We start from the raw sequence: 25,916 nt of genomic DNA, 5'->3' as shown, positions 1-25,916 counted from the left end.
GCAGGCTGTCGAAAGCTCCGGTACCTTTGGGTCTAGTGTCCGCTATCCCACTGGAGGTAAATTGAGCTGTTTCAGGTATTGATTGTGCTTCTCTGACGCTTCGCCAATGCGTTTTTCTATGTCCGACAGTTGCGCATGAACAGCTGCCAAGTCGATTTCCTCTTCGGGCTTGGCGGTGCTGACATAGCGGGAGATGTTGAGGTTGTATTCATTCTTCTCGATCTCTTCCATGCTGACGCGCCGGGCATAGCGCTCGATCGACTCCGGCCGCTTCTGATAGGTATCGATGATCTCGTCGATATGCGCCGGCAATAGCTGATTCTGCCGCTTGCCCTTCTTGTAATGCTCGCTGGCATTGATAAAGAGCACATCATCGGGCTTTTTGCACTTTTTCAGTACCAGGATGCAGACCGGGATGCCGGTGGAGAAAAACAGGTTGGACGGCAGGCCAATGACGGTGTCGACATGGCCGTCCTTGAGCAGCTTGGTGCGGATCCGGTTCTCCACGCCGCCCCGGAACAGCACGCCGTGGGGCAGAATGATGGCCATAGTGCCTTCGTCGCCGAGGAAGTGGAAACCGTGCAGCAGGAAGGCGAAGTCGGCGGCTGATTTGGGCGCCAGTCCGTAATTTTTGAAGCGGAAGTCCTCGCCCAGCGCCTCATTGGGCTGCCAACGGTAGCTGAACGGCGGATTGGCCACCACAGCGTCGCACTGGAGCTTTTTAGCCGGGTTCATCTCATTGAGCAGCTCCCAGTCATTGGTCAGGGAGTCGCCGTGGTGGATCTCGAACTCACTGTCCTTGACGCCGTGCAGCAGCATGTTCATGCGCGCCAGGTTATAGGTGGTGATGTTCTTTTCCTGGCCGTAGATCTTGCCGATGCCGTGCGGCCCCATCTGGTTGCGCACATTGAGCAGCAGCGAGCCCGAGCCGCAGGCGAAGTCCAGCACATTGTTGAGCTTTTTCTTCTTGCCGGTGCTTGGGTCCTGGCTGTCCAGAGTGACGATGCGCGAGAGGATGGTGGAGACGCTCTGCGGGGTGTAGAACTCCCCGGCCTTCTTCCCGGAGCCGGCCGCGAACTGGCCAATCAAATACTCGTAGGCATCACCCAAGATATCGCTGTCGGTGGAGAACTGCGCGATCCCCTCAGCAATCTTGGTAATGATGGTGCAGAGCTTATCGTTGCGTGCCTTGGGCGTCCGGCCCAGCTTTTCCGAGTTGAGGTTGATCTCGGAAAACAGCCCCTGGAAGGTGCTGGCGAAGGACTGGTTCTCAATGTAACTGAAACCGCTCTCCAGGGTTTGCAGAAGCTCGGCGTCCTGGGTGCGGGCGCGCTCGTAGATGCTGCTCCACAGGTAGTCCGGGTGGATCACATAGTGCACCTTGCGGCGCATCTGCTTTTCGAAAGCGGGCACATCCCCGGCGTTATCGGCGTACCAGACCGCCAACGGCGCGCGCCGGTCTTCCTCTTCCAGATTGGGGTAGTCCGGCCCCAGCTCCTTCTTAGCCGCCGTCTCAAAGTTATCGGAGAGGTAGCGCAAAAACAGGAACGACAGCATATAGTCGCGGAAGTCGTCGGCATTCATCGCCCCGCGCAGGTCGTCGGCGATGGCCCAGAGGGTCTTACCCAGTTGGCTCAGTTGGTCTTTGGTCATGCGTTGGTACTCTCTTGAGTCAGCTCCGGGAAGAGTTCCGGATTAAAGCGATAATTGTTCATGAAATCCCGTAGAATCTTACGGAAATACTCCTTGTTCTCCGGCAGCATTTCTTGGGGCTCATACAGGGAGTAATTGCCGTGACTGAGCACATTGACCAGCCGGGCATGAAGAATGCCGTCCGGGTCGTTGCTGTCCTGCTTGATGCAGGCGGAAAAGTTGCGAAAGCCATGGAAGGTGGCCGTTTTTTCCAGAATGTTGCGCAGGATATTGAAGTGGTGGGTATAGACCTCTCCCGATTCAGCCACCTCATGCAGATGTTTCAGCAGGGCGACATGATGGTAGCGCGGCGTCTCGCCGGTATCCGCCAGCCGGAAATGGTCGGCCTCCTTGCTCAGGAAGCCTTTAACCGCCTTGCTCAGCTCATTGCACATCACGTTGAAAAATAGATGATGGTGCGTGGAGATCACTGTTCTGATCTGCCCATTAGCATTCTTAAGCAGTTGCGCCAGATGACTGGCTACAGCGATGGCGTTATTGTCGTCCAGCGATGAGATGGGATCGTCGATATAGAGGTACCTCACCCAGGCATAGGGTGAGCCTTCCTCCTGGTCCACCGCCAATTGGGCGACAGCGAGAAAGAAGCACCAAACGAAGATATTCTCCTCGCCGCGTGACACTTTGATGGGGATGGGCGCGCCGTCGGAGTCTGTGTCCCGAAAAAAGCTGATTTCCCAGGTTTCGTAGTCGATGAGGAAGTCAAAATCCGCATAGCGTGCCAGCAGCGGGCCAATGCGGTTTTCCATCTCCAGCTCTTGCAAGCCGTCAAAAAAGTGGGAATCACGGTTCAGCCGCAGCACCCGCTTGGCGCCATGCTCCAGGTCGTTATCCCAGTAGAACAGGTCTTCGGTGAAGGCGTTGAAGTAGAGAGTGTCCCGCGTTTCTTCGTCACCACCGCCTTGCTTACCCAGTTCTTTGAAGGCCATGGACAGACGCGTCTTACCGGTGCCGTTGAAGGCGAATAGCAGGATGTACTTCTTCAGCTCCAGTCGCTCGCGTAGGTGTTCAGCGATATCGTTCAAAGTGTCAAAGTTTATCACAGAATCACTCCCATCTCGGCAGCGACATAGGAACGGCAATCCCATCTGGCGATTGAGAACGGCGAAGACCTTCTTCTCGGTGTACCGCCAATGACAAATAGGTCAGTCCACACCTGGCCATTTTCAATATTCTTAGCGCTTTTTGTTGAAGCTCTTGCATCGACAAGTGGGCGGCCCACTGGTCGTCAAACATTGAGTTGCCTGAACGATCCGTATAGCCCCACATATCGTCATGAACCTTGAGGTACTTATGCTCTAAATGGTTTCGAGTGGATCGAAGCTTGTATGCATCCGGCTCCATTGTTTCGCCCAATACTGGAGCATCAGTATCCCGTCCGGACTCCACAAAGTCCTTACTTAGCCAGTAAAGTCCCCGAAGAGGTAGATTCTGGTGACCTTGGAATTTAACGCGCAGGCGCTTTGGTTTCCCTTTAGTTCCTCCTTCGAGCCAGACTGACTGAAAGTTAATCGAGCGCTCCTGCAGACCCAGTGTCCAGTACTCGTTAATAAAGAAGGCAATTTTATCGAACAACGAATACGCCATCCGAAATGCGACTTTGATCTCTTCTGAGGCTTTTGAATATACCGGATAATCCAGCGTGTCGAGGAGAAAAACACCTTTGTCTGAATAGTGCTTCTTATAGGATTCAGTTGACGTTATGCCTTGCCAGCAAAAAAAACGTGCTGTTGCATATTCTTGCTTGAGCTGATTAAAAAATCCAATATAATGTGGTGGTTCTGAAAGTGGTCGAACCATCGCCGGTAGATGTAACACATCGTGCGCGGCAATGGGATACGCGCCCAGGTCATTGAGTGGCGACAGAAATAATCCGTTATCTAATGCCCATACGCGATATTGGCGCTCCATTTTTGAGCGACCCAGCGAATGTTCACTCAGTGAAATACTCTCCACGCGGCTGAAATCAACATGAGCCTCTATGGCTTCAGCCTTCTTCAGCATGCTCTGCGCCACTGTCCGATAATCCTCTCTATCCCAAACAGCGCCTGGCTCAGCAACCGACTTTAGGAAACCACAGGCTTCTTTCAGAATCACAACCTGATGGCCCGGGTCATAAAGATACTTCGCAAAGGTCTCCAGCCCGAAACCGAGGTTTCCAAGTGCCATTGCAAATTTTGGCATTCGCGTGAGCGCTCGTGCCCAATACTCAATCGCTTCTATTGGGCGCCCTATGTGGCTCAGTATATTGCCCAGATTGACAAGCATTTGGCACTGCCTGAAGGTACCGAGCGAGGAGAACTGGGTAGAGCGAACTGCGGACCGTAAATAGAAGATCTCGTTCAAAATCTCCGGTTGATCCCATTCCCAGACCGCTGATTCGTCACTGTGCTTTGCCTGTCGAATGACCGACCAGGCATTGGCTCGGAAATAGTCAAGCTCAACCCGTTGAGTCCCACCAAGGCGCTCCTCCAAGGCATCGCAATGGTCAAGTGCTTGTCGTGCTTGCTCGGGCAACGCCTTATCAGTCGCGCTATCAATCAGCCCCCCGATAAACTCTAGTGCGTCAGGCGAGGATAGTTCTTGCAGTCCTTTACCCACTGTTGTCTACCCGCGATCCCAGACTTGGAAAGAGCTGCTGCATCAGGCCTTTTTTATGGGCGTTGAGAGTGCCGAGCTTTTCCGTCTGAACAGTGATCGCTTCGTCGAGGGACAAAAGGCAACCCCCAATTTTCTTCTGCTCTCCCACGGGTGGGATTGGCAATGGAATCTGGGCAAAGTCTTTGAAATAGAGACGTAATCTGTCTTTGGTCAACCCTTGTGAATGGGCGGTCAATATATGCAAGAATTGATGAGTCTTGAACAAGTAACCGAAAAAGGCAGAGCTAACGAACTCTCTTGGTGCCAAGACAACATATGCTGGACTAACCATGCAATCTTCATCCGCGACACCTGACGCGCCCTGCCACATCCGCATCATATTGTAAATAATGTCATGCCTGTGAGCCTTCTTGTTGCCTGATGACTCTGAGATATTGTCGATTTTCCTATCAAGGCTATCTCGCCTCGCCACTCCATCGTTCATCGTGACGGAGTAGATGGGCAGTCCATCTTGGCCTTGTTCCGTTCGATTAGAAAAGAGCAACCCCGCCTTCCTATATTGCCACTCACCCGCACCCCAAAACTCGGGAAAGCGCAGGCGGGGGACGGTTTCGCCGTCGCGGGGAAAGAGCAGCTGCATCAGGCCTTTTTTATGGATCTTGAGGGCGTCGATCTTGTCCGCCTGTGCGGCGATCAGAGCATCGAGGGACGAGAGGCAGTCGGCGATTTTTTGTTGTTCTCCGGGGCAAGGTACTGCGAGAGAGTATTCCTTCATCAAGGAAACATCGCCTCTTGGCATTTTTACGCCTTTTGCCCCTTCCATCACATAACCGATAAATGCATCGTTTTTAAGTAATGCTGATAGAAATGATCCACGAATGCCACCCATTGGGCGAATAACAATTACATCGTTAGATGCGGCTCCATAAAAATCAGCCACCCAAACCTTTTTCAAGTAGGGACGAATGTTGGCAATAAGTATGTCCCCCGTCTTGAAGCTAGTGAACGACCCGGAAGGAGGCAACTTAGATGCACGTTTTTTTCCGCCAAAATTGGGGAGCAAGTTCTCGGTGCTGATGTAGCTTTCAAGCCGGAGGTCACTGCGTGAGACTCGCTTTTTTACAAAGCTTGCTATATCTTTCTCCCCAAGCTTTCTTTCTTGCCACTCCCCCTCCTCCCGAAACTCAGGAAAGCGCAACCGGGGCACCAATGCTTGTTTCTCGTCCATCACTCTTCCAACCCGTCAGGGTTTTTCAGCGCTTTTTTGTTCACCGAGTCCAAGCGTCGCTCAACCTTCTTCACATCCTCGGCGGGTGGCAGGCTTTCCGGGCGGATCCCCCGGCTTAGCAGTGTTTGGCGCACGGCTTCGTTGTTGGTGACATGCTCTTGCGAGATTTGTTGCTCCCGGCTCATGGCCTGTTCGCGGGCATTGTGGATGGTAATTTCGGTGGCGAAATCTTTAGCTTTAAGAACAATGGTCGGGGCAAAGTCGGCCAGCGGGCGGCTGCCCGGCACCCGCCACTGGGCTTTCATCGCCGTGGTACTGTTGCCGAATAGCGCTGTATCGCCCTTGCTGCGGATCAAGTCATTTATCACTGTACGCTTCTCCTTGTTTCTTGTTGATGGCCAGATAGCGTACCGGTCGGTTCAACTTTTTCACCACGCCATCGCTTAAGGCGCGTTTTAACCAGTCATTCAATTGCGATTTGTGCAAACCCGTGTCGTTCAGCAATTGTTCCAGCGTCACGGGGGATTGAGCCAGTTGTGGCAACGCATCCAGAAATGTTTGATAAAAATCGGGCGGCGTCCCTTCCTGGGGAGCATCGTTTACCGGCTCTTTTGTTGTGCTTTTGCTGTCCGGAATATTCTGCTGGGAAGTCTCAGCGACGGTATCAAACAGGCCTGTCTGAGGTTCTGGCCGGGCAGCTTCACCGACAGAGAACAAGTCTGGTTGCTCTTTTTTTATGGCATAGTCTGCATGATAGGTCGCGGTCAATAAATGATTTATGCTCAGCGCCTGAATATCCCCCTCACACCAGCTTCCGCCCTTGGCGACCAGATCATGGTTGGCGGCGTCACGGTCGTCCGTTGGTTTTACCCATAGTGGTACCCAGCTTTTTTTCAGGTTCTCTTCAGCACCGTTGAGGGTGCCCCCTTTTTTGCCAGAGTGAATTACCAGTGCACTGTCTGCCAAGCAGTAGATGTATTTATTCCGGGCCATGGCATTGCCCGCATTAAAACCTGCCTCTGGGTAAAAGGGCGAAACCAGGACGACATGACCGTCCATCAGCCCCTTTCGCCATTTTGAACTGGTTGCTGCACGTAACAGGCTGTCGGCCATCACGCCGATGACGGCTCCTCCACTGTTTATTGCCCCTTGCATGGCTGTTTCATCCACGCCACGGGCACCGCCCGATACGATTGCAACACCTTCCGAGGCGGCTTTAGCGCCTACTTGTTCGGTAAAAGCCAAATCCAGTTCGTTAGCCTTGCGCGAACCAACCACCGCCAAGCCACCTGCATTAAGTAGAGATTTCTCTCCACAACCAAACAAGACTGGCGGTGAAGCAGTTTTCAGGCGGTATTTCAGCCGTTTCGGGTACTCCGGGTCAGAACGGGTGATAACCCACAAGCCCGCTCGCTGCCACTTTTCCACCGCTAGTGCCAGGCTGTGACCCCGTTTCAACAATTGTAAAATGCGGTCTGTGGAAATACGTGAGTCATGCCAGCTACTGAGCATGCTCCCTGGTTCCGATGCCAGTAAATCCGCAGGGGCGATGGAGTTCTCTTTTAACCAGACGGCGAAACGCCCCCATTCACCGGTACTGAGTGGTCGGGCATCTTCACTGCCCGCCTTATTGAAATAGCTGGTCAGCAGCAGCGTCGCCTGTGCGTTTACCGATAATGCAGCCGATATAGTCATGAGTCATTCACCGAAGAAGAAGCGAGCGCGGCAGGGTAAACAAGGCCGCTACCCGCTTGTTGTAACAGGGCAGCAATGACAGTAAGCGTCCAGCCGGAGTCAACTATGTCATCCACCAACAATACCGGGCCTTCGGGTACCGGTTGTTGGATGGCAAAGGCACCATCGAGGTTACGGCATTGATGATAACGGTTTTGCTGGCCTTTTTGGGGTTGATTATCCTTTACCTTGTGGACCACATCGACAAAAGGCAGGCCCAGGTGTGCCGCCACTCGGCGGGCAAAGTCCGGCACCAACTCTGTGTGGTTGCGTGATGGTACGCAGCAAACCCATGTTGGGGCTGGGCCTGGCTGCCAGCGCTGTTGAATCATTTCGGCCATGGCCATTACCAGCTCATCACCAAAGTGGCCTGCATGCTTATGATCCGCCACGGCTGTACCCCAGCCGGCATCCCTCCAGCGCGACAGCACGCGACCTTCCTGCGCCTTAAGTTCTTGTGGAAGATTGCCCCGAAAGCCGTATTCAATAAAGGCATTGGCCGCCACCTGAGCTTTCGGTGCTATCACCATTTCTGCCTGTTTGAGAAAGGTCGCGGCCTGGTGGGCAAGTGTGGGATTAATCGGTACATCCACCACAGGCTGATTGAGGCAAGCGGCACATTTGCCGCAAGGCGTCGTGTCATTGTCATCCAGGGCCCGGCGCAAAAAGGTCATCTTGCAATTGTTATCCGTTAAATAGGCTTGTACCTCGGCCCATTCCTGTTCTCGCTGCTGTGTAAGGTGGGTAATCCGATCATGATCCATTTGGTAATGTACGGGGGTTCTGCGCCAGCGACTGCCCTCCTTTATCAACGGAGCCGGGTTTTCCACACTCAATAGTTTCAGTATTTTTTCGATTTGGCCGTGGCGGAGGTTGGTTTGTTCTTCAATGGCCCGAATAGACAAGCCATCGCTTTGCTCAAGCAACTGTAAAATCTCATTGACCTGTGCTTCAGCAGGGAAGGCTGATTCTCTGAAAAATTCATGGATATCCTGATCTTCCACCCCGGACATCAGCACACCCAGCGCAGATTCGATGCCTCGCCCGGCACGGCCTACCTGTTGGTAATAGGCCACTATCGAGCCAGGTGCCTGATAGTGAATAACGAAACTCAAGTCAGGCTTGTCGTAACCCATACCTAAAGCCGTAGTGGCCACCAAGACCTTGAGCTGATTGTTTAATAGCAAGTCTTCCAGGTGCTGGCGATAAAGGTTGCTGTTTTCGAACTCCTCGGCCTCAACACTGCCGTGATAGGCTTTGGCGTCAATATTGTTAACGCTCAGCCACTTGGCTACCTGCTCGGCATCGCGCACCGTCAGGGTGTAAACAATGCCTGTACCCGGTAACGTTGGAATCACCTGTGCCAGCCAAGCAAGACGGGAGGCTTGATCTGGCAGGATCATGCTTTGCAATACCAGGCTTTCGCGGATCAGCGAGCCACGTTGAATATGGATATCGCCCAGTTGTGTCTGGATATCCTCCACTACACGGTTGTTGGCCGTTGCCGTAGTGCCAAGCACCGGGGTATTGCCGGGCAATTGAAGCAATATACTCACAATGCGCCGATAATCCGGGCGAAAATCGTGGCCCCAGTCGGATATACAGTGAGCTTCGTCAATTACCATTAGCGCGATGCGGTCGGCAATAGGCTGCAAGACGGTTTCAATAAATTTATCGTTAGCCAGGCGCTCCGGGGAGATTAGTAAGCAGTCGACCTGATTATTAAGAATGCGCTGGGTAACGGCCTGCCAGTCAGCCGTATTAGTGGAGTTCATGGTTTCCGCAACCAGGCCCAAGCGCCCAGCGGAATCAATCTGGTTACGCATTAGCGCCAGCAGAGGAGACACGATAATGGTAGGCCCCATCCCCTGATCACGAAAGATTTTTGCGCTGATAAAGTAAACTGAGCTTTTACCCCAGCCGGTGCGCTGCACCACCAGCAACTTCTGCCGATGATTGACCAGGGCATCAATTGCTTCCCACTGGCCTTGGCGAAATTGGGCGTTTGGGTTTGCCAGCGCAGTTTGCAGCAGCTGTTGGGCTTGCGCTCGATTCATTTTACCTCTCCTTATCACTCATACGCCGCCAATCCCGATATCTCACGCCCGCTGGCCTGCTTTTTCAAGAAGGGCACCAGCTCCTCCATCAAGGCCAACTCGGCCTTGCTCCGCGCCTTCCAACCCAGTTCCAGCGGCTCGAACAGGTCGCTTAACTGCTCACCGTCGAAGATCATTCGGTCCAGAATGCCGTCCACAAAACCTAGCAGTGCGTCGCGGTCCAGCCCGTGGCGGTCGGCCAGAACGGTGATTTCGTTGTGGGCTTTTTGCGCCTTAAAGGCTTGGTAGCCGTCGCGGATGGCGGCCTCGCTCAGGCCCTTGCCGGCTTCCAGGGTATTGATGTAGGCGATGATGTCCTCGCGCTCATCCATGAGGTTGCTGCTGGCAGCGAGCAGGTTGATCAGCTGGTCGCGGCGCAGGGTCTTCTTGCCTGGCTTGCCCTGACTGAAGCGGGCGATCAGGCCCATGATGTAGTCGTAGTCGATCAGCGCGGAGGAGAAGAGCACGAATTCGAAATCCAGTTGTTCGATGGCTTCCTGATCTGGCGAAGCCTGCTCGCCGGTTTTGCCCTGCTGCTCCTTCAAGCGCTGGGCAGTCTCCAGGTAGGCGCCGCGCAAGGAACGCAAATCATCTTCGGGCAGCACGCTGTTGATGCGTGCTTTCTGTTCTTCGTCCAGGTCGGTGTACTGATCGAGCTGGGTTTTGAGGCGCTGCACTTCCTTGAAGCGGTTGACGAACTCGATGCGCGCGGTATCGCCCTTCAGGTTGTAAACGCCCTTGGGCTCGGCCACCACATCTTTTTCGGTAAGGAAGTGCCCGATGGCGGCGACGGCCTGCTCGTACTCCTCGATCACCTCAGGGGCCGGGTCCACCAGCCAGATTTCGCGGGAGCGGTTGATGTCCTCGCCGGAGAAGAGCGCAATGGCGTCGTCCACGGCCTGCTGCTGGCCGCGAAAGTCGAGGATATTACCGTAGGGTTTGGTGTCGTTGAGAACACGGTTGGTGCGCGAGAAGGCCTGAATCAGGCCGTGGTGCTTGAGGTTTTTGTCCACGTACAGGGTATTGAGGTACTTGGCGTCGAAGCCGGTGAGCAGCATGTCCACCACGATGGTGATGTCGATCTTGTGCTTGTGCGATAGGTCGCTGTTTGGGTACTGCTGGTCCTTGATGCGCTGCTGCACATTCTGATAGAAGCGATCGAACTCGCTGACGCTATGGCTGGTGCCGTATTGAGCGTTGTAGTCGGCAATGATCTCTTGCAGGGCGGCTTTTTTCTGCTCCGGCTCTTGCTGGTTGTCAGCCTTTTCCTGGGGCAGGTCTTCCTGCAGTTGCTTTACATCCTTGTCGCCATTGGCCGGGGGCGAGAAGACGCATGCGACATTCAGGGGCATGTATTCCGGATCCTCGGCCTGGTGCTGAGCCTGAACGTCTTTGAACAGCCGGTAATAGGCGATGGCCTCGTTGATGGAGGCGGTGGCAAGCAGGGCGTTGAAGCGGCGCTGGTTGGTGGCGGCCTCATGCTTGGCGAGAATGGCGTCCACCACCGCCCGCTGGGCCAGAGCCTGATCGGGTTTGGCTTGTTTTAATGGCGCCTTGGATTTGCCCTTTGGCGACTCGCCCGGGTCGTTTGCCTGTGCGGCCTCCGACTTGCTTTCGTGCTTGAAATAATCGATATGAAAGCGCAGCACGTTGCGGTCATCAATGGCGTGTGTAATGGTGTAGGCGTGCAATTGCTTTTCAAAAATATCTTTAGTGGTGCGGTAGCTGCCCACAGTGCCGTCGATCTGCTTGTAACTGGCGTTATCGTCAAAGATGGGCGTACCGGTAAAGCCAAATAGTTGCGCTTTGGGGAAAAATGCCTTGATGGCCTGGTGGTTGTCGCCAAACTGGGAGCGGTGGCACTCGTCGAAGATGATGACGACGCGCTTGTCGCGCAGCGGGGCAAGGCGTTCCTTGTAGGTCTGCCTGCCCTTCTCTTTGTGCTGTTGGGCTTTCTTGCTGGTTTCATCCAGCGCCAGGCCGAGCTTCTGGATGGTGGTGACAATCACCTTGTCGGCGTAGTCCTCGGAGAGCAGGCGGCGCACCAGAGTTTCGGTGTTGGTGTTTTCCTCCACACAGCCTTCCTGAAAGCGGTTGAATTCCTCGCGGGTCTGGCGATCAAGGTCCTTGCGGTCCACCACGAACAGGCATTTTTCGATATCCGGGTTGTCCTTAAGCAGGGTGGAGGCCTTAAAGGAGGTGAGCGTCTTGCCGCTGCCGGTGGTATGCCAGATGTAGCCGTTGCCCCGGTTCTGGTGGATGCAATCGACAATGGCCTTAACCGCATAGATTTGGTACGGGCGCATGATCATCAGCTTCTGCTCGCTGGCCACCAGCACCATGTAGCGGCTGATCATCCGGCCCAAGGTGCATTTGGCCAGGAAGGCGTCGGCAAAGTCGTCCAGGTGGCTGATCTTGCGGTTGCCTTCATCAGCCCACTGGTAAATGGGCAAAAAGCGCTCTTCAGCGTTGAAGGCGAAATGCTGACTCTGATTGTTGGCGAAGTAATAAGTGTGGTCGCGATTGCTGACGATAAACAGCTGCATGAAGCACAACAGCGTATTGGTGTAGCCGCTGCCGGGCTCATTGCGGTATTCGACAATCTGCTCCATGGCGCGGCGCGGGGTTATGCCCAGGGTCTTCAGCTCGATTTGCACCACCGGCAAGCCGTTGATGAGCAGGATCACATCATAGCGGTGGTGGCTGTTGTCGGTGTTGATGCGCAGCTGGTTGATGACTTCGAAGTCGTTTTTGCACCAGTCTTTGAGGTTGACCAGCATGTAGTGCAGCGGGGTGCCGTCCTCGCGCTGGAAATAGCCGTATTCGCGCAGGGTTTTGGCGGCCTGGAAGACATCGGCGTTGATAATTTCGTCGCGTAGCCGGGCGAACTCAGCGTCGGTGAGGCGGACGTGATTAAGAGCCTCGAACTTGTCGCGGAAGTTCTGCTCCAGAGCGGCCTTGTCGCGGATGTCTGGGCGATAGCTATACTTGAGCTCCTCGAGCTTGTTGATCAATTTTTGCTCGATTTGGCTTTCTTTCAGGGACATCCTATGATCTCGTTCTTGATGTTTTGCCAGTAGAGTCGGGGCGCGCTTTGCGCGCATTACGATACCATACCCGGTGGTTCTGTTCCGACCTCGAATCGACAGCAAGCAGGTTTACGGCAAAGCGGTGGAGAGGCTCCAAATCAGCATTGATATCGGTCTTTAATACACTGGTGGTAGTAGCGACCCACAGAACCAGAATTTATGAAGTCAAGGAACACTGCCTCCGAAACACCGCAAAAGGTGTAAATGGGGTGGCTATCTTCGAAATCGATAAACATTCTGGCGCTACTTGCATCATACCCGACTCTTCTTATAGCTCTGGAGTTTACAGAAACCCACTCTGTCATGATTCTCCCCCGTGACTCTAAAAATATATAATCGGCCTAGCAAAAACATTCCTGACTTAAATGCTCTTTCCCCCTTGGCGCCTGTTATAACACGCCCGAAAACCCTTGTCACCGCAGGGCTACAGACTACCGCCACCTATAACGATCTACAAAATTTGAGACCTTTCCTCTCCAACCTAGAACAAGTAGAGACGGCTTCATAGCTATAAATCAATACACACAATTGTTTTTTGCTATAAGTCTTTTTGTTAACCGCCAGTATCGGTGATTTTCAACCCCTGCAAATCCCTCGGCGTAGCCCCCAGATCCCTCCAATTCTCCGGATGGCAGGAGAACAACAGTATCTGGTGGCGGCGGGCGGCGTCGAAGAGGATGCGTTTCATCTGGTCCAGGCGTTCGGCGTCGCTGTGGACCAGGGCGTCGTCCAGGATGATGAGGGTAGGTTTGCCGGCTTCGCGCAGCAGGTCGGCGTAGGCGAGGCGGCTGATCAGGCCCATTTGTTCTCTTGCGCCGTAGCTGAGTGATGGCAGGTCGCCCTGCTCTTCTCCGGTGCCCTGGGGACGCGTGAGGGTGGTGGGCATGAGGTGTTCGTCCACGCTCAGGTGCGCCTGGGGGAAGAGTAGTTTCAGGTAGTGGTTGAGGTGTTTTTGCAGGGGTGCCTGCAGCTGCCGGGTGAGTGCCTGGCGTTTGTCTTTGAGCAGGGTGAGCAGCAGATCCAGCGCCTTGGCGCGGCGGGCGAGTTCGTCGCGGCGCTGTTGCAGGCGCTGGTTTTTCTGTTGCTCTTCATCGCGCTTCTCTTCCAGGCCCTGGGCGCCCTGCTCTTCCAGCCGGGCGTGCAGGATGCGGATGTCCCGTTCCCGGTCTCGCGCCTGGGCTTCCATGGCCTGGGCGGAGGTGGTGAAGCGCTCGACGTCCTGCTCCAACAATTCGGGTTGGGCGGCGTCGATTTGGGTTTGTCGCGCGTCAATGGCGGCGAGCAACTTGCGTTCTTGTGCTTTCAGGTCGGTGAGTTGGTCGCTGATCTGTTGCTCGCGGGCTTTGCGATCCGGTGCTTGCAGTTCGGTGTTGAGTTTGTCCCATTCCGCTTTGGCACTGGCGGAGGCCTGCTCGGCCAGGCTTTGTTCGCGCTGGTGATTGGTGAGCGCGTCTTCGGCGAGCTTGAGTTCGGTGGTGGCCGTTTCCAGTTCGGCTTCGGCGTTTTCGGCGGGGGGCGCATCGGCTTGCGCGTCCGGCTTTTGGGCCAGTTGTTCGTTGAGTGTTTCCAGGCGTGTGCGGTCCAGCTCAAAGGCCGCGCGGAGAGTATCGACGCCTTTGGGGGCGAGGTTGTCCAGCAGTGCCTGGTCACGCTCCACCTGTTGGGCCAGCCGCTGGTGCTCGGCCGCGCGCTGCTCGCCTTCGGTGAGGCTGGCAATGTTCAATTGCCGGAGCAATCCCGCCCGTTCGGATTCCAGGGCGTCCTGCCGGCGCTGCAGGTCCGCCACATCGGTGCCGCCGGGTTGAACGCGCAGACGGCCCACGCCGGGAATGGTCACGTCGGTGGCGTCGAGCAGCAGGGTTTCCCCTTCGCCGGTGACGGTATCGGTACCGACGGTGATTTCCTTTCCGGCTTCCAGCTCGTAGCTGAGACGGGTGGCGAGGGCTTTTTGCTGGATGGTCAGTTCGGCCAGTTTCCGATCGGTTTGTTTGAGTCGGTCCAGGGCTTTGGGGTCGATTTCCGTGGACTGCAGTTGCTCACGCCCTTTCTGTAGCGTCTGCTGAAGTTCGATGGCCTGCTTGAGGTTGTCGGCGCGGGTTTGCTGGCGTTCGGCCAGTTGGTCGACTTCCTGTTGCAGCCGGGCGCGCTCGGCCTGTTGGCGTGCCTGGGTCAGCCGGGTGCGCGCTTGCTCGTAGGCGGCTTGCGCCTGTTTTTGGCGTTGCTCCAGCTGCGGGCGGCGGGCCTGGCATTCTTGCAGGCGTTCTTCGGCTTTGTTTTTGTCGGCGGTGCGCTGGGCCAGTTGGTGTTGCTGGTTTTCAAAGTCGCTCAGTTGTTGCCGGTAGACGGCCTGGCTTTGGCGGCAGTTTTCCAGGGCCTGTTGTTCCTGTTGCTGTTCGCTCTGCCAGCGTTGGACTTCGGTCAGTTGGCTTTGGGCGGCCTCGGCTTTGCGGCGCTGGTCTTCCCAGGGGCGGGTGGCATCGATGCTCTGCTTTTGTTCCATCAGTTTACCGAGCTGATCCACCTGTTGGCGGTACTGTTCGACGGACTGGTTGAGCGCGTCCAGGCGTTCCTGGCTTTGCCGGTAGTCGTCCTGCACTTTTTTGTAGTCTTTGGTTTCCTTGCCGGTACTGGTGAGCAGTTCGGCGCGCGCTTTTTCCACTTGGGCGATCAGCTCGTCGCCGCCGCTACTGGCCACTTCCCCCAGGCTCTGGCCAAGGGCGGACTGCAGGTGTTCGCCGGCGTGGTTGACCGGGCCCTGAATGTCCTGCACGGCGCCCTGCTCGACCCAGAGCAGGCCGGGGATGCCCCAGTGTTCGGCTTTGCTGGCGCCGCGGCTCGCGAATTGATAGCCGAGCATCTCGGCGAGTTTTTCTTCCGCCTCTTCGCCGCTGAAGTGCTGGCTGCCGACTTTGAGGTCGCAGCGTTTTTTGCCGAGGAAGCGTTTGTTGAGCGTCCAGTGCTCGCCCTGCCAGTCAAATTCCAGTTCGATTTCCGGGGTGGCGGAGGTATCGCCCCAGGGCTGCAGGTCGTCCACGCTGCTGGATTTGTAGCGCTCAAAAAAGGCGGCGCGAATGGCGCGCACCAGGGTGCTTTTGCCCGACTCGTTGGGGCCGACAAACAGGTTAATGCCGTCGGTGAGATCCGTGATTTCCAGGGGCTGGCGAAACTGTTTGAGTTGTTCCAGATGCAGGCGGGTCAATTTCATTGCGCGCCCTCCGGCTGTTCGGTCTCGCGGAGCATGCCGGCCAGAATAGCCAGCGCCTGGCGTGCGGTGTCGGCGTCTTCGCTCTCTCCTTCCTGACGTTCGCCCAGCTCGTCGATCACTTCGCCCACATAGCCGTCGGCGTGCAGCGCGGCAATGTCCTCTTCGGTGGGCATAAGGTTCAGGCCGGACAGATGGGTTTGAAAACTGCGGTGTCGGGCCTCGGCGGCGCTCAGGTATTGCTGCAGGGACTGGTAACCGGCCAGGTCCACTTCGCCGTCCAGGGTCAGATCCACCACCGAGCGCGGCAGCAGTGCGTCCAGTTCTGACATCAGCCGATCCATGTCACTGGCCACGGCCAGGGTGCTCTGGTGTTTGATCCAGGTGAATTCGCCGGTGGCGTGGGGCTGGACCCGGGGCTCGGCGCCGGGTTGATCAATGTCCACGATCAACGCCTGACCGGCGCCGTTGTCTTTGAAACGCTCCTGCTCCGGGGTGCCGCTATACACCGTGCGGGCGTTGATGGCCTTGAACCCGTGCCAGTCCCCCAGGGCGAGGTAGTCCAGCCCGGCCGTAGCAGCCCGGTCGGCGGCGATGGGGTTGGTGGAGTCGATTTCCTCGGCCAGTTGGCCCTCGACGCTGCCGTGGGCCAGGCCGATGCGCAGCAGGCCCTCGGGCGTCTCGGCGCGATCGAACCATTCGGTCAGGTCGTCGTAGGTCTGCCGCTGGGTGAGGGGTGCGGGCAGGACGGCGAAGCCCTGTTCCGGGTATTCGCGGACTTTGGGCTCCAGTAGCAGGTCGACATTGTCGGGAACGGCGCCCAGGCGCTGGGCGCGGGCCCAGACGCTTTCGGCCAGGGCGGCGTCGTGGTTGCCGGACAGGAGCAGCCAGGGGCCGGTAAAGCCGGCCATGGCCTGAAAGGTGCGGTGGATGGTGCGGTCCGAGACGGTCTGGGCGTCGAACACATCCCCGGCGACCAGTACCGCGTCCACGCTCTGCTCGGTGGCCAGGGTCGCGAGTCGCTCAATGACGGTAAAGCGGGCGTCGGCCAGGATCGAGGCGTCTTCTTCGGCGAAGCGGCTGTATTGGCGGCCGATCTGCCAGTCGGCGGTGTGGAGAAAGCGGGGCATGGGGCCGGTCCCTGTTGAGCGTATTGGAGCGTGGGTGTTGGCCTGAGAGTCTACCGAAATCGGGCGTGTTCCCATAGCATTGAGGCCAAAATGGCCTTGGCGGCTCCCTGCCTTCAGCCGGTCTCACCTTACTTGACGCCGTTTCTCCCCTTGAGGATACTTGCCCGTCAAACCAACACGGAACCGCTTTCATGGACACGACGCGCCAACAACTGGAACGCTTGATTGACCGGGAGGAAATTGCGCCGGCGGACTATCAACGCGCGGCCACCTCGCTCGGCCTTTACCCGTCAATGCCGCGTTGGCGCCGCTTTCTCGATCAGTTATTCCTCTGGCTCAGCGCCCTGGCGCTCGGCTTCGCGTTGTTGTTTTTTATCGCTTACAACTGGACCGCCATGGGTCGCCTGGGCCGGTTTGTGTTGGTGGAGCTCGCGCTGATGATCGCCCTTGGGGTTTATCTGTGGCGAGGCGGGCGAGACGGACAAGAAGGATGTAGCCCCGTGGCGCAGGCCGCGCTCTTCGCTGCGGCGCTGTCGGTGGGCGGTCTGTTGGCATTGTTCGGCCAGACCTACCAGACCGGCGCCGACCCCTGGCAGCTGTTTTTTACCTGGAGCCTGATGATTCTGCCCTGGGCGTTGATCGCCCGGCTACCCGCGCTCTGGTTGCTGGTGATCGGGCTGTGGAATCTGGCCGCCCTGCTCTACCACCAGACGTTTGGTGGGGTCTGGCTGCTGACCGGCGAAGAAGGGCTTGCCCGGGTTCTGTTTCTGACCAACGGCCTTGCCCTGCTCGTATGGGAATTCGCCAGCCACACCCGCCCCTGGCTCGGCACCCTATGGCCTCAACGCTTGCTGGGCACCGGAATGGGCATAGCCGTCACCTGGCTGGCGTTGCTGGACATTACGCTCAGCGATGGCGTCAGTATCGGCGGCAATTTGCTGGAATATTGCGTCGTCCTGGGCCTTGTTTACTGGGTTTACCGGTATCTCAAACCCGACCTGTTTATGCTCGCCGGGGGTTGTCTCTCCACCATCCTGGTGATTGACGCTATCGTTCTGTACCACACACTCGGCTCTGCCTATGCGGAAGGCTTCCTGTTGGTGGGCATTCTCACCATCGGGTTGACGACGGCGGCGGTACGCTGGCTGCTTAAACTGCATCGACTCATATCCCATGACCCAAACCACTGACCCCCGCGCCCGCCTGCGAGAAGCCGGCATTGCCCTTCAACCCGCCAACGACCGGGACCCGACCGCGCCCTGGTACCTGCTGGTATTACAGGGCATTGGGGGATGGTTCTCTGCGCTGTTCCTGATGGGGTTTTTGGGGTTGGGCTTTCTTCAGGTTCTGGGCAATGCCGCCCTGGCTTTGCTGTTGGGCGTGGCGTTGATTGGCGGCGCTTACGGCTTGCTGCGCCAGCCGCAGAGCATCTTTGTGGAACAACTGGTATTGGCGTTCAGCCTGGCCGGGCAACTGCTGGTCGCGTTTGCCATCGGCAAATGGCTGGATGACATCAATGCCTTTTTCTGGGTTTGCCTGCTGGCGTTGCACACTCTCCTGACGGTGCTGATGGCCAGCCGGATTCACCGCATGTTTTCCGCCCTGTTTGCCGCTTTGTCTCTGTTTTTTCTCGGTGTGGAAGTGGGGCTGCCTTACCTGGTTGCTCCGTTGGTGCTTGCCTGCGGTGGGGGGCTCTGGCTCAACGAGTTTCGTGACCCCGCGCGACGAGCGTCGCTCAAGGCCGTCGCGATGGGCCTGACGTTGGCACTGCTGGTCATGCAGTACCTGAGCCGCTTTCCGGATTTGCTGGACGGCAGTATGGCGAACGCGTGGCTGCCGCATTGGCTGGGTGAGTGGTTGACCGGTGCGACTCTTGGCTATTTGGCCTGGTGGGTCTGCAAGACGAACAACGTAGACCTCACCCCCCGAACCCTTGCCGCTGGCGGAGCCGCTCTGGTACTGCTGTGCCTGAGTTCGTCATTTGCCTACGGCCTGACGCAGGGGGCAGTGTTGCTCGCGCTTGGGTTTGCCATCAGCCACCACATTTTGACCGGGCTGGGCATTGTCTCCCTGCTGTTTTCCATCTCCACCTATTACTACCGCCTGGACCTGACCTTACTGGAAAAGTCCGCCACCCTTCTTGCCCTGGGTCTGGTTTTCCTGGCGTTGCGCACCCTGATACGCCGCTGGCCAGGGAACCGTGAGGGAGAAACGGACTATGCATAAAGGCATTGCATTGATCACCGGCCTGGTCATTCTGGGGCTGGTCAATTGGTCGATTGTCGAAAAAGAGCAACACCTCAAGCACGGAGAGGTGATTTTCCTGGAGCTCGCCCCGGTGGACCCACGCTCACTGATGCAGGGAGACTACATGGCACTGCGCTTTGAAGTGGGCAACCGCGTTCGGGAGGCGCTTTCATCGCGAGACCAGGAAGATTCAAACGCCACCCAAGGCTACGCCATCGTCCGCCTGGACGAGCAGAAAGTGGCGCATTTTGTTCGCTTGGGCGAGAAAGACGAGACGTTGGCACCAAACGAACGCCGCCTGTACTTCCGCCAGCGCGACGGCCGAGTGCAGTTTGCCACCAACGCCTATTTCTTCGAGGAGGGGCAGGCCGAGCGCTATGAACCGGCCCGCTATGGCCGTTTCCGAGTTAACGAGCAGGGCGAGCCGTTACTGGTGGGCATGCACGACGCGGAGCTGGAAAGGCTCGATCCCGCCCTGCCCCCTGTGTTTTAAAGGCCCGGCGCGGTATCATCCCGTTTTCTCCTAACCTTGATGCCCGGGAGTTCCGTTCACCCTCATGAATTCGATCAACCGAACGCTGGCCGTGATGTTTGCCGACGTATCTGGCAGCTCCGCGCTGTACAAGCGTTTGGGCAATCTGCTGGCGAAGCGCTCGGTCGATGACACCATCGCCATGATGACTCAGGAGACACAGGAATACGGCGGGCAGGTGGTGAAAACCCTCGGCGACGAGATCATGGCGCGTTTTGATACCGCCCAGGCCGCGTGCCAGGCTGCCATCGCGATGCAGCGGGAGGCCCGTCGGGACGGCGTGGCCCTGCGTATCGGCATCGCCTACGGCCCTGCTCTGCTGGATAATGACGATATTTTTGGTGACACCGTCAATGATGCCGCCTGCGTGGCGCATATCGCCCGGGCCAATCAGATCGTGCTGACCCAGCGCCTGGCCCGGGAATTGGCCGGGGAGTTGCTTGAGCGCTGCCAGGAGTTCGACCGGGTCGCCGTCAAGGGCGACACCCGCCATAGCCTGATCTACCGCCTTCAGTGGGAAAGCGCCACTCAGAGCCACAGCGCCACTACGGTGATGTCCATTGAGGAGATCGCGGGCAAGATGAGCGGCTACCAGCTGAGCCTGACCCTGGGCGAGTTGACGCTGACCATTCACCCCGAACAGACGCCCTACATCATCGGACGGGACCCGGCCAGCTCGAACCTGCACATCCGCTCTGGCCTGGCCTCTCGGGACCATTGCCATATTCTATTCCGGCGCGGCAAGTTCGTGCTGGTGGACCACAGCACCAATGGCACCTATGTCTCCGGCCCGGAGCAACCCGAGATCTACCTGCGCCGGGAAGAGTTTCCTCTGCTCGGTGAGGGCACCATTTCCATCGGTCAACCGGCCGAACGCGCCGGCGAATGGCTGATCCATTACCGTTCCTAGCGACCTCCAACGAATGAATAATGACGTGACCCCCAACCTCTCCTCCAGCACCGCCTCATCACTCAAGGGGGCCGGCTTGTGGCGACGCTTCGCCGCCATGGTTTATGACAGCCTGCTGCTAATGGCACTCGCGCTGGGCTACGGCGCCCTGGCCACCTTTTTGAACGTGATGATTCAGGGCGCGCCGCCCGAGGGGGAAGCGATTCGCTGGGGGGCCTGGCGGTTGCCAGTGTTCCTGGGGCTGCTCGGTGTCTGGGTGGGCTTTTTCTATTATTTCTGGGGCAAGCACGGTCAAACCCTGGGGATGCGCGCCTGGCGGCTGAAGTTGGTGGATGCACGCTCGGGCGGCCCGGCCACGCGGGAGCAGCGGCTCGGGCGGGCGTTGCTGGCCATCCCCGCCCTGCTGCTGGCCGGCACGGGGTACTTCTGGCGCTGGGCGGACCCCGCAGGCCACACCCTTCACGGGCGGTTCAGCAAAACCCGAATCATCCTGCTGCCCAAGGAAAAGCGCTAGCGGGTCCGGTTGAGCAGAAAGAGGCCGAAACCGGCACAGGCGAGAATCGGGATCAGTACCGCCACCAGCGGCGGAAAGCCGAACACCAGGCTGGAGGGGCCCAACAGGCTCTGGGTCAGGCGAAAGGCGATACCGAACACCACCCCGGTAAAAATTCGCTGGCCCATGGTCACTTCCCGCAGCGGCCCGAAAATAAACGAGATGGCCACCAACACCAGGCTGATGGTGGCCAGCGGCTGAAGCGCCTTTTCCCAGAACGCCAACCGGTATTCACTGTTTTCCAGCTTCTGCTCCGCGAGGTAGCCGGAGTAATAGGCGAGATTGCGGATCGACAGCGCGTCCGGGGGCAAGGCAATGATGTTCAACAACGCGGGCGTCAGGTCGGTCTTCCAGCGGCGCAAGGCATAGGCAACGGTTTCGGTGCCCTCTTCGGTAAAGCGGGTTTCCGCCACGTTCTCTTCCTGCCAATACCCTTGCTGAAAGGTGGCCTGCTCGGCATAGCTGGAGGACTGCAACCGACGCTGCTCATCAAACTTGTACCGGGTAAGGCCGTGCAGGATGCCGCCGGGTTGTACGGCGTTGACGTACAGGAACTCGTTATTCTCGCGGTGCCAGAGCCCTCGTTCGGTATTGAGCGCACGCTGCGCGCCTTGCGCCACCGCCCGACGACTTTCCGCCACCTGGTCGGTGTAAGGGGTGACATATTCGCCCAGGGCCAGGCCGATGACGATAAACACAAAGACCGGACGAAGTACCAGCCAGGTGATACGCGCCACCGACAGGCCCGCGGCGCGCATGACGACCAGCTCACTGGAGCTGGCCAGTAGACCCAGCCCCGCAAGGCAGCCGATCAGGCTGGCGTAGGGCAGGTATTCATACACGCGCCCCGGCAGGGTCAGGCCGATATAGATCAGCGCTTCGAGCACGGTGTAATCGCCCTGCAGGTCGGCAATTTCGTCGATGAAGCTACCGATCAAATCCAGCGAGAGTACGACCACCAATACCATGGCGATGGCGGAGAAGACGGTACGACCGATATAGCGACTGATCTTACGCATGTGCGGCCCTCCGTGCGCGGCGCCGCTGACGAGCCAGCCCCATCTTGCGCCAGTTCACCATCAACAGCGCGATGCCCAGGAAAACACCGTGGACCAACCACAGACCCGGCATCAAGGGGAACTCACCGCTCTCAATCGTCCCGCGCAGACCGCTCAGGGTACCGAGGTAGAGCATAAACAGAATGATTGCCGGCAACATCTTTGCGTAACGTCCGCGGCGCGGGTCTGTGCGACTCAAGGGCACGGCCATCAGCGCGACCACCAACACCAGCACCGGCAGGGACAACCGCCACTGCAGTGTGGTCTGTCGTTCCAGGTCCTGCGCGCCGATCAGCTCGGAAGTGGGCCAGGCGTCGGATTCGCTACGGATGCTCGCTTCGATATCGGGCGGTGCCAGATACTGGCCGAAGGTTTCAAACTCGGTCACTTCGTAATCGGCGGAGCCGGGCTGCCCCTCGTAACGGCGGCCGTTGTGCAGTTGCAAATAGCGTTGGTCGTACTCCGGGTGTACGGACTGCTCGGCGTATTCCGCCACCAACACCGAATGGCGTACCGAGCCGGCCTGGCGGTCGCCCTGGGCGACGAAAACATTGATCAGCCGGGTCTTGTCATCGCTCACTTCGGTGGCGTAGGACATCGAGTTGGAGCGCCCCAACGCCTGGAAGCGCCCGGGCTGGATGGTGTCGAACTCACTGCGGGTTCGCTGTTCGGCCAGAATGGTCTCGGTCGCTTGCGCACCGGAGGGGCTGACCCACAAACTCAGCGCCGCCACCACTAACGAGAGCAACAGGGCGGGAATCATGGTCACAATGATCAATTGCGCCTGACTGATACCGCAGGCGGACAACACGACCATTTCGCTGTCGGTGTAGAGCCGACCATAGGCGAGTAGGATCGCGATGAAAAACCCCAGGGGAATAATCAGTTCGAGAAAACCCGGCAGGCGGTAGCCCATGATGATGAACAATACATCCACCGCCAGCTCACCGGCGGCGGCGTCGGCCAGATATTTCACAAAACGGCCGCTCATGAAAATCAGCAGCAAAACACTGGTGACGGCGAGCGTTGTTACCAGTATTTCGCGATTGAGGTAGCGGAAAATAATCACACGCGCATCCTGACGGTTAACTGATGGTTGCCCCTCCTCTTGAGAGACCGACCCTGCGATCGACCACAAACTTCCCGCGGTAATTTGCCCTTGGGCGAGGATCGCGTAAACTTGAGGGCACCTTTAATGACACCGTTTGGTGACACTACCGGGAGGCCCAACGAGAAGCCCGGCATTATCGCTTACTCGGCCGCTTTTGTCTTGACCCGGAACCACTCACACCCACACTCAGTAACGTCGAGCAACGGAGCAACCGCATGCAATACACGGCCAAAGTCGTCAACGCCAACACCGATCGCAGTGACTGTCTGATCGTAACCGCCTTCGAGGGCGATCAATGGTCAGCCGCCGCCCAGGCTCTGGAGAGCAAGGGCGGGCAATTGGCGGCATTGTGCAAGCGCGAGGGCTTCAAAGGCAAGCAAGGCGACACCTTGCTGCTGCACACTCCCGAAGGCACCCAGGCCAAGCGGGTACTGGTACTCGGGCTGGGCAAGCCCCAGCCGAGCGCATCGGCTTTCCAGAGCGCCCTGAGCAAGGCGCTGGAGGCGCTGAAGCAGACCCCGTGCAAATCCCTGACGCTCTGCCTGGATGAGTTGGAAGTCGAGGGGCGTGACGCCCGCTGGCTCGCCCGCCAGGTATCGCTCACTCTGGGCATGGGCCAATACCGGTTTACCCGCTGCAAAAGCCAGAAAGGCGATGCGCCCGCTTTCGCTCCCACTAAACTGACACTGGGTGCGGACAAAAAATCCCGCCTGACGGATTTTCAGGAAGGCCTGCGTGAGGGCGAGGCTCTGGCCAAGGGCACCAACCTGACCCGCGAACTGGGCGATCTGCCGGCCAACATCTGCACACCCAGCTACCTGGCCTCGGAAGCGCGCCGGCTGGGTCGGGGGCAGAAAAAACTCTCCATTAAAGTATTGGAAGAGAAGCAGATGAAGGAGCTGGGCATGGGCGCCCTGCTCTCGGTCACCGCCGGCAGCGATCAGCCCGCCAAGCTGATTGTCATGGAATACCGCGGGGCCGCCAAAACCCAGGCGCCAATTGCTCTGGTGGGTAAAGGCATTACTTTCGACACCGGCGGCATCAGCCTCAAGCCCGGCGCCGGTATGGACGAAATGAAATACGACATGGGCGGCGCCGCCAGTGTGTTCGGCTGCATTCAGACGCTGATTGAACTTGAGCCCAAAATCAATGTGGTGGCCGTGGTGGCCGCCGCTGAAAACATGCCCAGCGGCGGCGCCACCAAGCCGGGCGATATTGTCACATCCATGTCCGGCCAGACCATTGAAGTACTCAACACCGACGCCGAAGGTCGGCTGGTCTTGTGCGATGCGCTGACTTACGTGGAGCGTTTCAAACCGCAATCGGTCGTGGACATCGCGACGCTTACCGGCGCCTGCATTGTCGCGCTGGGCAGCCACGCCTCCGGGCTCTACAGCAACCGGGACGAACTGGCCGAGGCGCTGCTCGCCGCCGGCGAAGAATCCGGAGACCGCGCCTGGCGCCTGCCGCTGTGGGATGAGTACCAGAAGCAACTGGACAGCAACTTTGCCGACATGGCCAATATTGGTGGTCGCGAAGCCGGCAGCGTGACCGCCGCCTGCTTCCTGTCCCGCTACACCAAGAAATACCCCTGGGCTCACCTGGATGTGGCGGGCACGGCCTGGCGCTCCGGCAGTGCCAAGGGTGCCACCGGCCGCCCCGTCCCGCTGTTGATGCATTACCTGCTGAAGCAGGCCTCATGAATCGGGTCGACTTTTACATTCTGCGCGAACAGACCCCGGAGGCCCGCTGGCAATTTGCGGGCCGCCTGGCCGACAAGGCCCGGCGCCTCGGGCACCGGGTTCTGCTGACCGTGGACTCCGAGGCGGAGGCCGGGGCCCTGGACGAGTTCCTGTGGGCGCACCCCGAAGACAGCTTCCTGCCCCACCGGCTGATCAATGACAACGCCCTGCTGGCCACCCACATCGAGATTGCCCCGGCGGATCGGGCGGGCCACACGGAAACGCATAACGATGTGCTGATCAATCTCGGGCGGTCGGTGCCGGAGGGCTTCGAGCGCTTCGATCGGTTGGCGGAAATCGTGATCCAGTCTGACGAGGTGCTAAAAAGTACCCGGGAACACTTTAGTTTTTACAAGGCGCGGGGTTATCCTGTTCACCATCAACAACTGTGATTGAGCTTCCTTGCCATGGCCGAGCGCAAAGGCGATACCAAAGACACTCTGCTGTATGAGCTGGAGTCCATCAAAGGGTTGCTGGATGACGAGGATGCCATACCCGTGCTGCGGGAGGTGATTGAATCCATCGAACCCCTGGATGGCAACCAGCCCCGACAACCCTCGCTGTTTCAGCCCTCAACGGCACCGGAGAAGGGGACCAAAGCCGCCCGACGCGCGAGCAACGTCACCCGCGCCAGCGGGGAAAACCCTTTTCTTCCCGCCCATATTCGCGCTCGCCTGCATGGCAACCGCCCGCCTCCGAACTGGGACCAACCGGCCCCTGACCCTACGCCACCGGGCCCCTCGGCGGTGACAGAGGGCCCGGACGCGGGCGATCCGGCCAGCCTTCCAACGCCGCAGGAAATGATCGGCCGCCAGCAACTGATCGAACAACTGGTTCAGGAGTGCCTGCCGGACATGGAGGCCAGGCTGCGCCAACGCCTGCACGAGGCCAGCGACACGCAACTGCAATACTGGCTGGACCACCCGGCCGACGACTGATTCGCCCCGAGCCCCGCCCACCGGCTCCGGCAGCG

The 25,916-nt window shown here is 58.1% G+C and carries 21 protein-coding genes; 8 read left to right on the top strand and 13 right to left on the bottom strand.

Features of this window, described 5'->3' with window-relative positions:
- Positions 1-42: 42 nt before the first annotated feature.
- From G547_RS0105745 to G547_RS0105700, 11 genes are all read right to left on the bottom strand, one after another.
- Positions 43-1,653 (bottom strand): type I restriction-modification system subunit M, encoded by a 1,611-nt coding sequence (locus tag G547_RS0105745; protein ID WP_027329018.1) that lies wholly within the window; start codon positions 1,651-1,653, stop codon positions 43-45.
- A complete protein-coding gene (locus tag G547_RS0105740; RefSeq protein WP_245573374.1) occupies positions 1,650-2,753 on the bottom strand; it encodes an AAA family ATPase in 1,104 nt (367 codons plus the stop codon). Before G547_RS0105740 ends, G547_RS0105745 begins: the two co-directional genes overlap by 4 nt.
- A gap of 4 nt (positions 2,754-2,757) precedes the next feature.
- Positions 2,758-4,311, bottom strand: coding sequence for an LA2681 family HEPN domain-containing protein (locus G547_RS0105735; protein WP_051234909.1), 1,554 nt, complete (start codon positions 4,309-4,311; stop codon positions 2,758-2,760).
- Positions 4,304-5,539, bottom strand: coding sequence for a restriction endonuclease subunit S (locus G547_RS0105730; RefSeq protein WP_036187383.1), 1,236 nt, complete (start codon positions 5,537-5,539; stop codon positions 4,304-4,306). Before G547_RS0105730 ends, G547_RS0105735 begins: the two co-directional genes overlap by 8 nt.
- Positions 5,539-5,907, bottom strand: coding sequence for a hypothetical protein (locus G547_RS20335; protein ID WP_211224509.1), 369 nt, complete (start codon positions 5,905-5,907; stop codon positions 5,539-5,541). The genes G547_RS0105730 and G547_RS20335 overlap by 1 nt, the downstream gene beginning before the upstream one ends.
- The gene (locus G547_RS0105720) at positions 5,897-7,234 is read right to left on the bottom strand and encodes a DNA-processing protein DprA (protein WP_027329014.1); all 1,338 of its coding nucleotides are present in this window, start codon (positions 7,232-7,234) and stop codon (positions 5,897-5,899) included. Before G547_RS0105720 ends, G547_RS20335 begins: the two co-directional genes overlap by 11 nt.
- Entirely contained in the window at positions 7,231-9,330 is a 2,100-nt protein-coding gene (locus G547_RS0105715; RefSeq protein WP_027329013.1) for a RecQ family ATP-dependent DNA helicase, read from the bottom strand. Before G547_RS0105715 ends, G547_RS0105720 begins: the two co-directional genes overlap by 4 nt.
- Before the next feature lie 14 nt (positions 9,331-9,344).
- Positions 9,345-12,416 carry a type I restriction endonuclease subunit R gene (locus G547_RS0105710; protein ID WP_027329012.1) on the bottom strand — a complete coding sequence of 1,024 codons (3,072 nt, stop codon included), beginning with the start codon at positions 12,414-12,416 and terminating at the stop codon, positions 9,345-9,347.
- Positions 12,417-12,556: 140 nt separating this feature from the next.
- Complete coding sequence (locus G547_RS24030; RefSeq protein ID WP_084645713.1) at positions 12,557-12,763, bottom strand: KTSC domain-containing protein; 207 nt, start codon at positions 12,761-12,763, stop codon at positions 12,557-12,559.
- Positions 12,764-13,011: 248 nt separating this feature from the next.
- Complete coding sequence (locus G547_RS0105705; protein ID WP_027329011.1) at positions 13,012-15,663, bottom strand: AAA family ATPase; 2,652 nt, start codon at positions 15,661-15,663, stop codon at positions 13,012-13,014.
- Positions 15,660-16,790, bottom strand: coding sequence for a metallophosphoesterase family protein (locus G547_RS0105700; protein ID WP_027329010.1), 1,131 nt, complete (start codon positions 16,788-16,790; stop codon positions 15,660-15,662). Before G547_RS0105700 ends, G547_RS0105705 begins: the two co-directional genes overlap by 4 nt.
- Before the next feature lie 191 nt (positions 16,791-16,981).
- Here G547_RS0105700 and G547_RS0105695 point away from each other — a divergent pair, with 191 nt between their 5' ends.
- The 5 genes from G547_RS0105695 to G547_RS0105675 all read left to right on the top strand — a co-directional run bounded on the left by G547_RS0105695 (position 16,982) and on the right by G547_RS0105675 (position 20,993).
- The gene (locus G547_RS0105695; protein ID WP_027329009.1) at positions 16,982-17,980 is read left to right on the top strand and encodes a DUF2157 domain-containing protein; all 999 of its coding nucleotides are present in this window, start codon (positions 16,982-16,984) and stop codon (positions 17,978-17,980) included.
- Positions 17,964-19,016: a DUF4401 domain-containing protein gene (locus tag G547_RS0105690; protein ID WP_027329008.1), complete on the top strand. Its 1,053-nt coding sequence runs from the start codon at positions 17,964-17,966 to the stop codon at positions 19,014-19,016. The genes G547_RS0105695 and G547_RS0105690 overlap by 17 nt, the downstream gene beginning before the upstream one ends.
- A complete protein-coding gene (locus tag G547_RS0105685) occupies positions 19,009-19,530 on the top strand; it encodes a GDYXXLXY domain-containing protein (protein ID WP_027329007.1) in 522 nt (173 codons plus the stop codon). Before G547_RS0105690 ends, G547_RS0105685 begins: the two co-directional genes overlap by 8 nt.
- A gap of 64 nt (positions 19,531-19,594) precedes the next feature.
- On the top strand, positions 19,595-20,479 hold the full coding sequence (locus G547_RS0105680; protein ID WP_027329006.1) for an adenylate/guanylate cyclase domain-containing protein: 885 nt from the start codon (positions 19,595-19,597) through the stop codon (positions 20,477-20,479).
- Positions 20,480-20,492: 13 nt separating this feature from the next.
- Positions 20,493-20,993 (top strand): RDD family protein, encoded by a 501-nt coding sequence (locus G547_RS0105675; protein ID WP_027329005.1) that lies wholly within the window; start codon positions 20,493-20,495, stop codon positions 20,991-20,993.
- Here the strand turns inward: G547_RS0105675 and lptG are convergent.
- Both lptG and lptF read right to left on the bottom strand, forming a co-directional pair.
- Positions 20,990-22,051, bottom strand: a complete 1,062-nt coding sequence (gene lptG, locus G547_RS0105670) for an LPS export ABC transporter permease LptG (RefSeq protein WP_027329004.1) — start codon at positions 22,049-22,051, stop codon at positions 20,990-20,992. The genes G547_RS0105675 and lptG overlap by 4 nt on opposite strands.
- Positions 22,044-23,159, bottom strand: coding sequence for an LPS export ABC transporter permease LptF (lptF, locus tag G547_RS0105665; RefSeq protein ID WP_027329003.1), 1,116 nt, complete (start codon positions 23,157-23,159; stop codon positions 22,044-22,046). The genes lptG and lptF overlap by 8 nt, the downstream gene beginning before the upstream one ends.
- 257 nt (positions 23,160-23,416) lie before the next feature.
- On the opposite strand from lptF, the gene G547_RS0105660 reads away from it, so the two are divergent.
- From G547_RS0105660 to G547_RS0105650, 3 genes are read left to right on the top strand one after another with little or no spacing between them, the layout of a single operon-like run.
- Positions 23,417-24,904, top strand: a complete 1,488-nt coding sequence (locus tag G547_RS0105660; RefSeq protein ID WP_027329002.1) for a leucyl aminopeptidase — start codon at positions 23,417-23,419, stop codon at positions 24,902-24,904.
- Positions 24,901-25,335 (top strand): DNA polymerase III subunit chi, encoded by a 435-nt coding sequence (locus G547_RS0105655; RefSeq protein WP_027329001.1) that lies wholly within the window; start codon positions 24,901-24,903, stop codon positions 25,333-25,335. The genes G547_RS0105660 and G547_RS0105655 overlap by 4 nt, the downstream gene beginning before the upstream one ends.
- Before the next feature lie 15 nt (positions 25,336-25,350).
- Positions 25,351-25,881, top strand: a complete 531-nt coding sequence (locus G547_RS0105650) for a hypothetical protein (RefSeq protein ID WP_027329000.1) — start codon at positions 25,351-25,353, stop codon at positions 25,879-25,881.
- Positions 25,882-25,916 lie beyond the last annotated feature (35 nt).

Origin of the sequence: Marinimicrobium agarilyticum DSM 16975 (genome assembly GCF_000423345.1) — a bacterium.
Classification (GTDB): domain Bacteria; phylum Pseudomonadota; class Gammaproteobacteria; order Pseudomonadales; family Cellvibrionaceae; genus Marinimicrobium; species Marinimicrobium agarilyticum.
The sequence above is the reverse complement of the archived record's forward strand: the minus strand, read 5'-3'. Positions and strand labels throughout refer to the sequence as shown.

Bases quoted from the DNA above. Each gene is read 5' to 3' on its own strand.
- G547_RS0105715 (WP_027329013.1), bottom strand. From the start codon at position 9,330: ATGAATCGAGCGCAAGCCCAACAGCTGCTGCAAACTGCGCTGGCAAAC.
- G547_RS0105745 (WP_027329018.1), bottom strand. From the start codon at position 1,653: ATGACCAAAGACCAACTGAGCCAACTGGGTAAGACCCTCTGGGCCATC.
- G547_RS0105700 (WP_027329010.1), bottom strand. From the start codon at position 16,790: ATGCCCCGCTTTCTCCACACCGCCGACTGGCAGATCGGCCGCCAATAC.
- G547_RS0105655 (WP_027329001.1), top strand. From the start codon at position 24,901: ATGAATCGGGTCGACTTTTACATTCTGCGCGAACAGACCCCGGAGGCC.
- G547_RS0105650 (WP_027329000.1), top strand. From the start codon at position 25,351: ATGGCCGAGCGCAAAGGCGATACCAAAGACACTCTGCTGTATGAGCTG.
- G547_RS0105660 (WP_027329002.1), top strand. From the start codon at position 23,417: ATGCAATACACGGCCAAAGTCGTCAACGCCAACACCGATCGCAGTGAC.
- lptG (WP_027329004.1), bottom strand. From the start codon at position 22,051: ATGCGTAAGATCAGTCGCTATATCGGTCGTACCGTCTTCTCCGCCATC.
- G547_RS24030 (WP_084645713.1), bottom strand. From the start codon at position 12,763: ATGACAGAGTGGGTTTCTGTAAACTCCAGAGCTATAAGAAGAGTCGGG.
- G547_RS0105690 (WP_027329008.1), top strand. From the start codon at position 17,964: ATGACCCAAACCACTGACCCCCGCGCCCGCCTGCGAGAAGCCGGCATT.
- G547_RS0105710 (WP_027329012.1), bottom strand. From the start codon at position 12,416: ATGTCCCTGAAAGAAAGCCAAATCGAGCAAAAATTGATCAACAAGCTC.
- G547_RS0105705 (WP_027329011.1), bottom strand. From the start codon at position 15,663: ATGAAATTGACCCGCCTGCATCTGGAACAACTCAAACAGTTTCGCCAG.
- G547_RS0105720 (WP_027329014.1), bottom strand. From the start codon at position 7,234: ATGACTATATCGGCTGCATTATCGGTAAACGCACAGGCGACGCTGCTG.
- G547_RS0105680 (WP_027329006.1), top strand. From the start codon at position 19,595: ATGAATTCGATCAACCGAACGCTGGCCGTGATGTTTGCCGACGTATCT.
- G547_RS0105675 (WP_027329005.1), top strand. From the start codon at position 20,493: ATGAATAATGACGTGACCCCCAACCTCTCCTCCAGCACCGCCTCATCA.
- G547_RS0105695 (WP_027329009.1), top strand. From the start codon at position 16,982: ATGGACACGACGCGCCAACAACTGGAACGCTTGATTGACCGGGAGGAA.
- G547_RS0105685 (WP_027329007.1), top strand. From the start codon at position 19,009: ATGCATAAAGGCATTGCATTGATCACCGGCCTGGTCATTCTGGGGCTG.
- G547_RS0105730 (WP_036187383.1), bottom strand. From the start codon at position 5,539: ATGGACGAGAAACAAGCATTGGTGCCCCGGTTGCGCTTTCCTGAGTTT.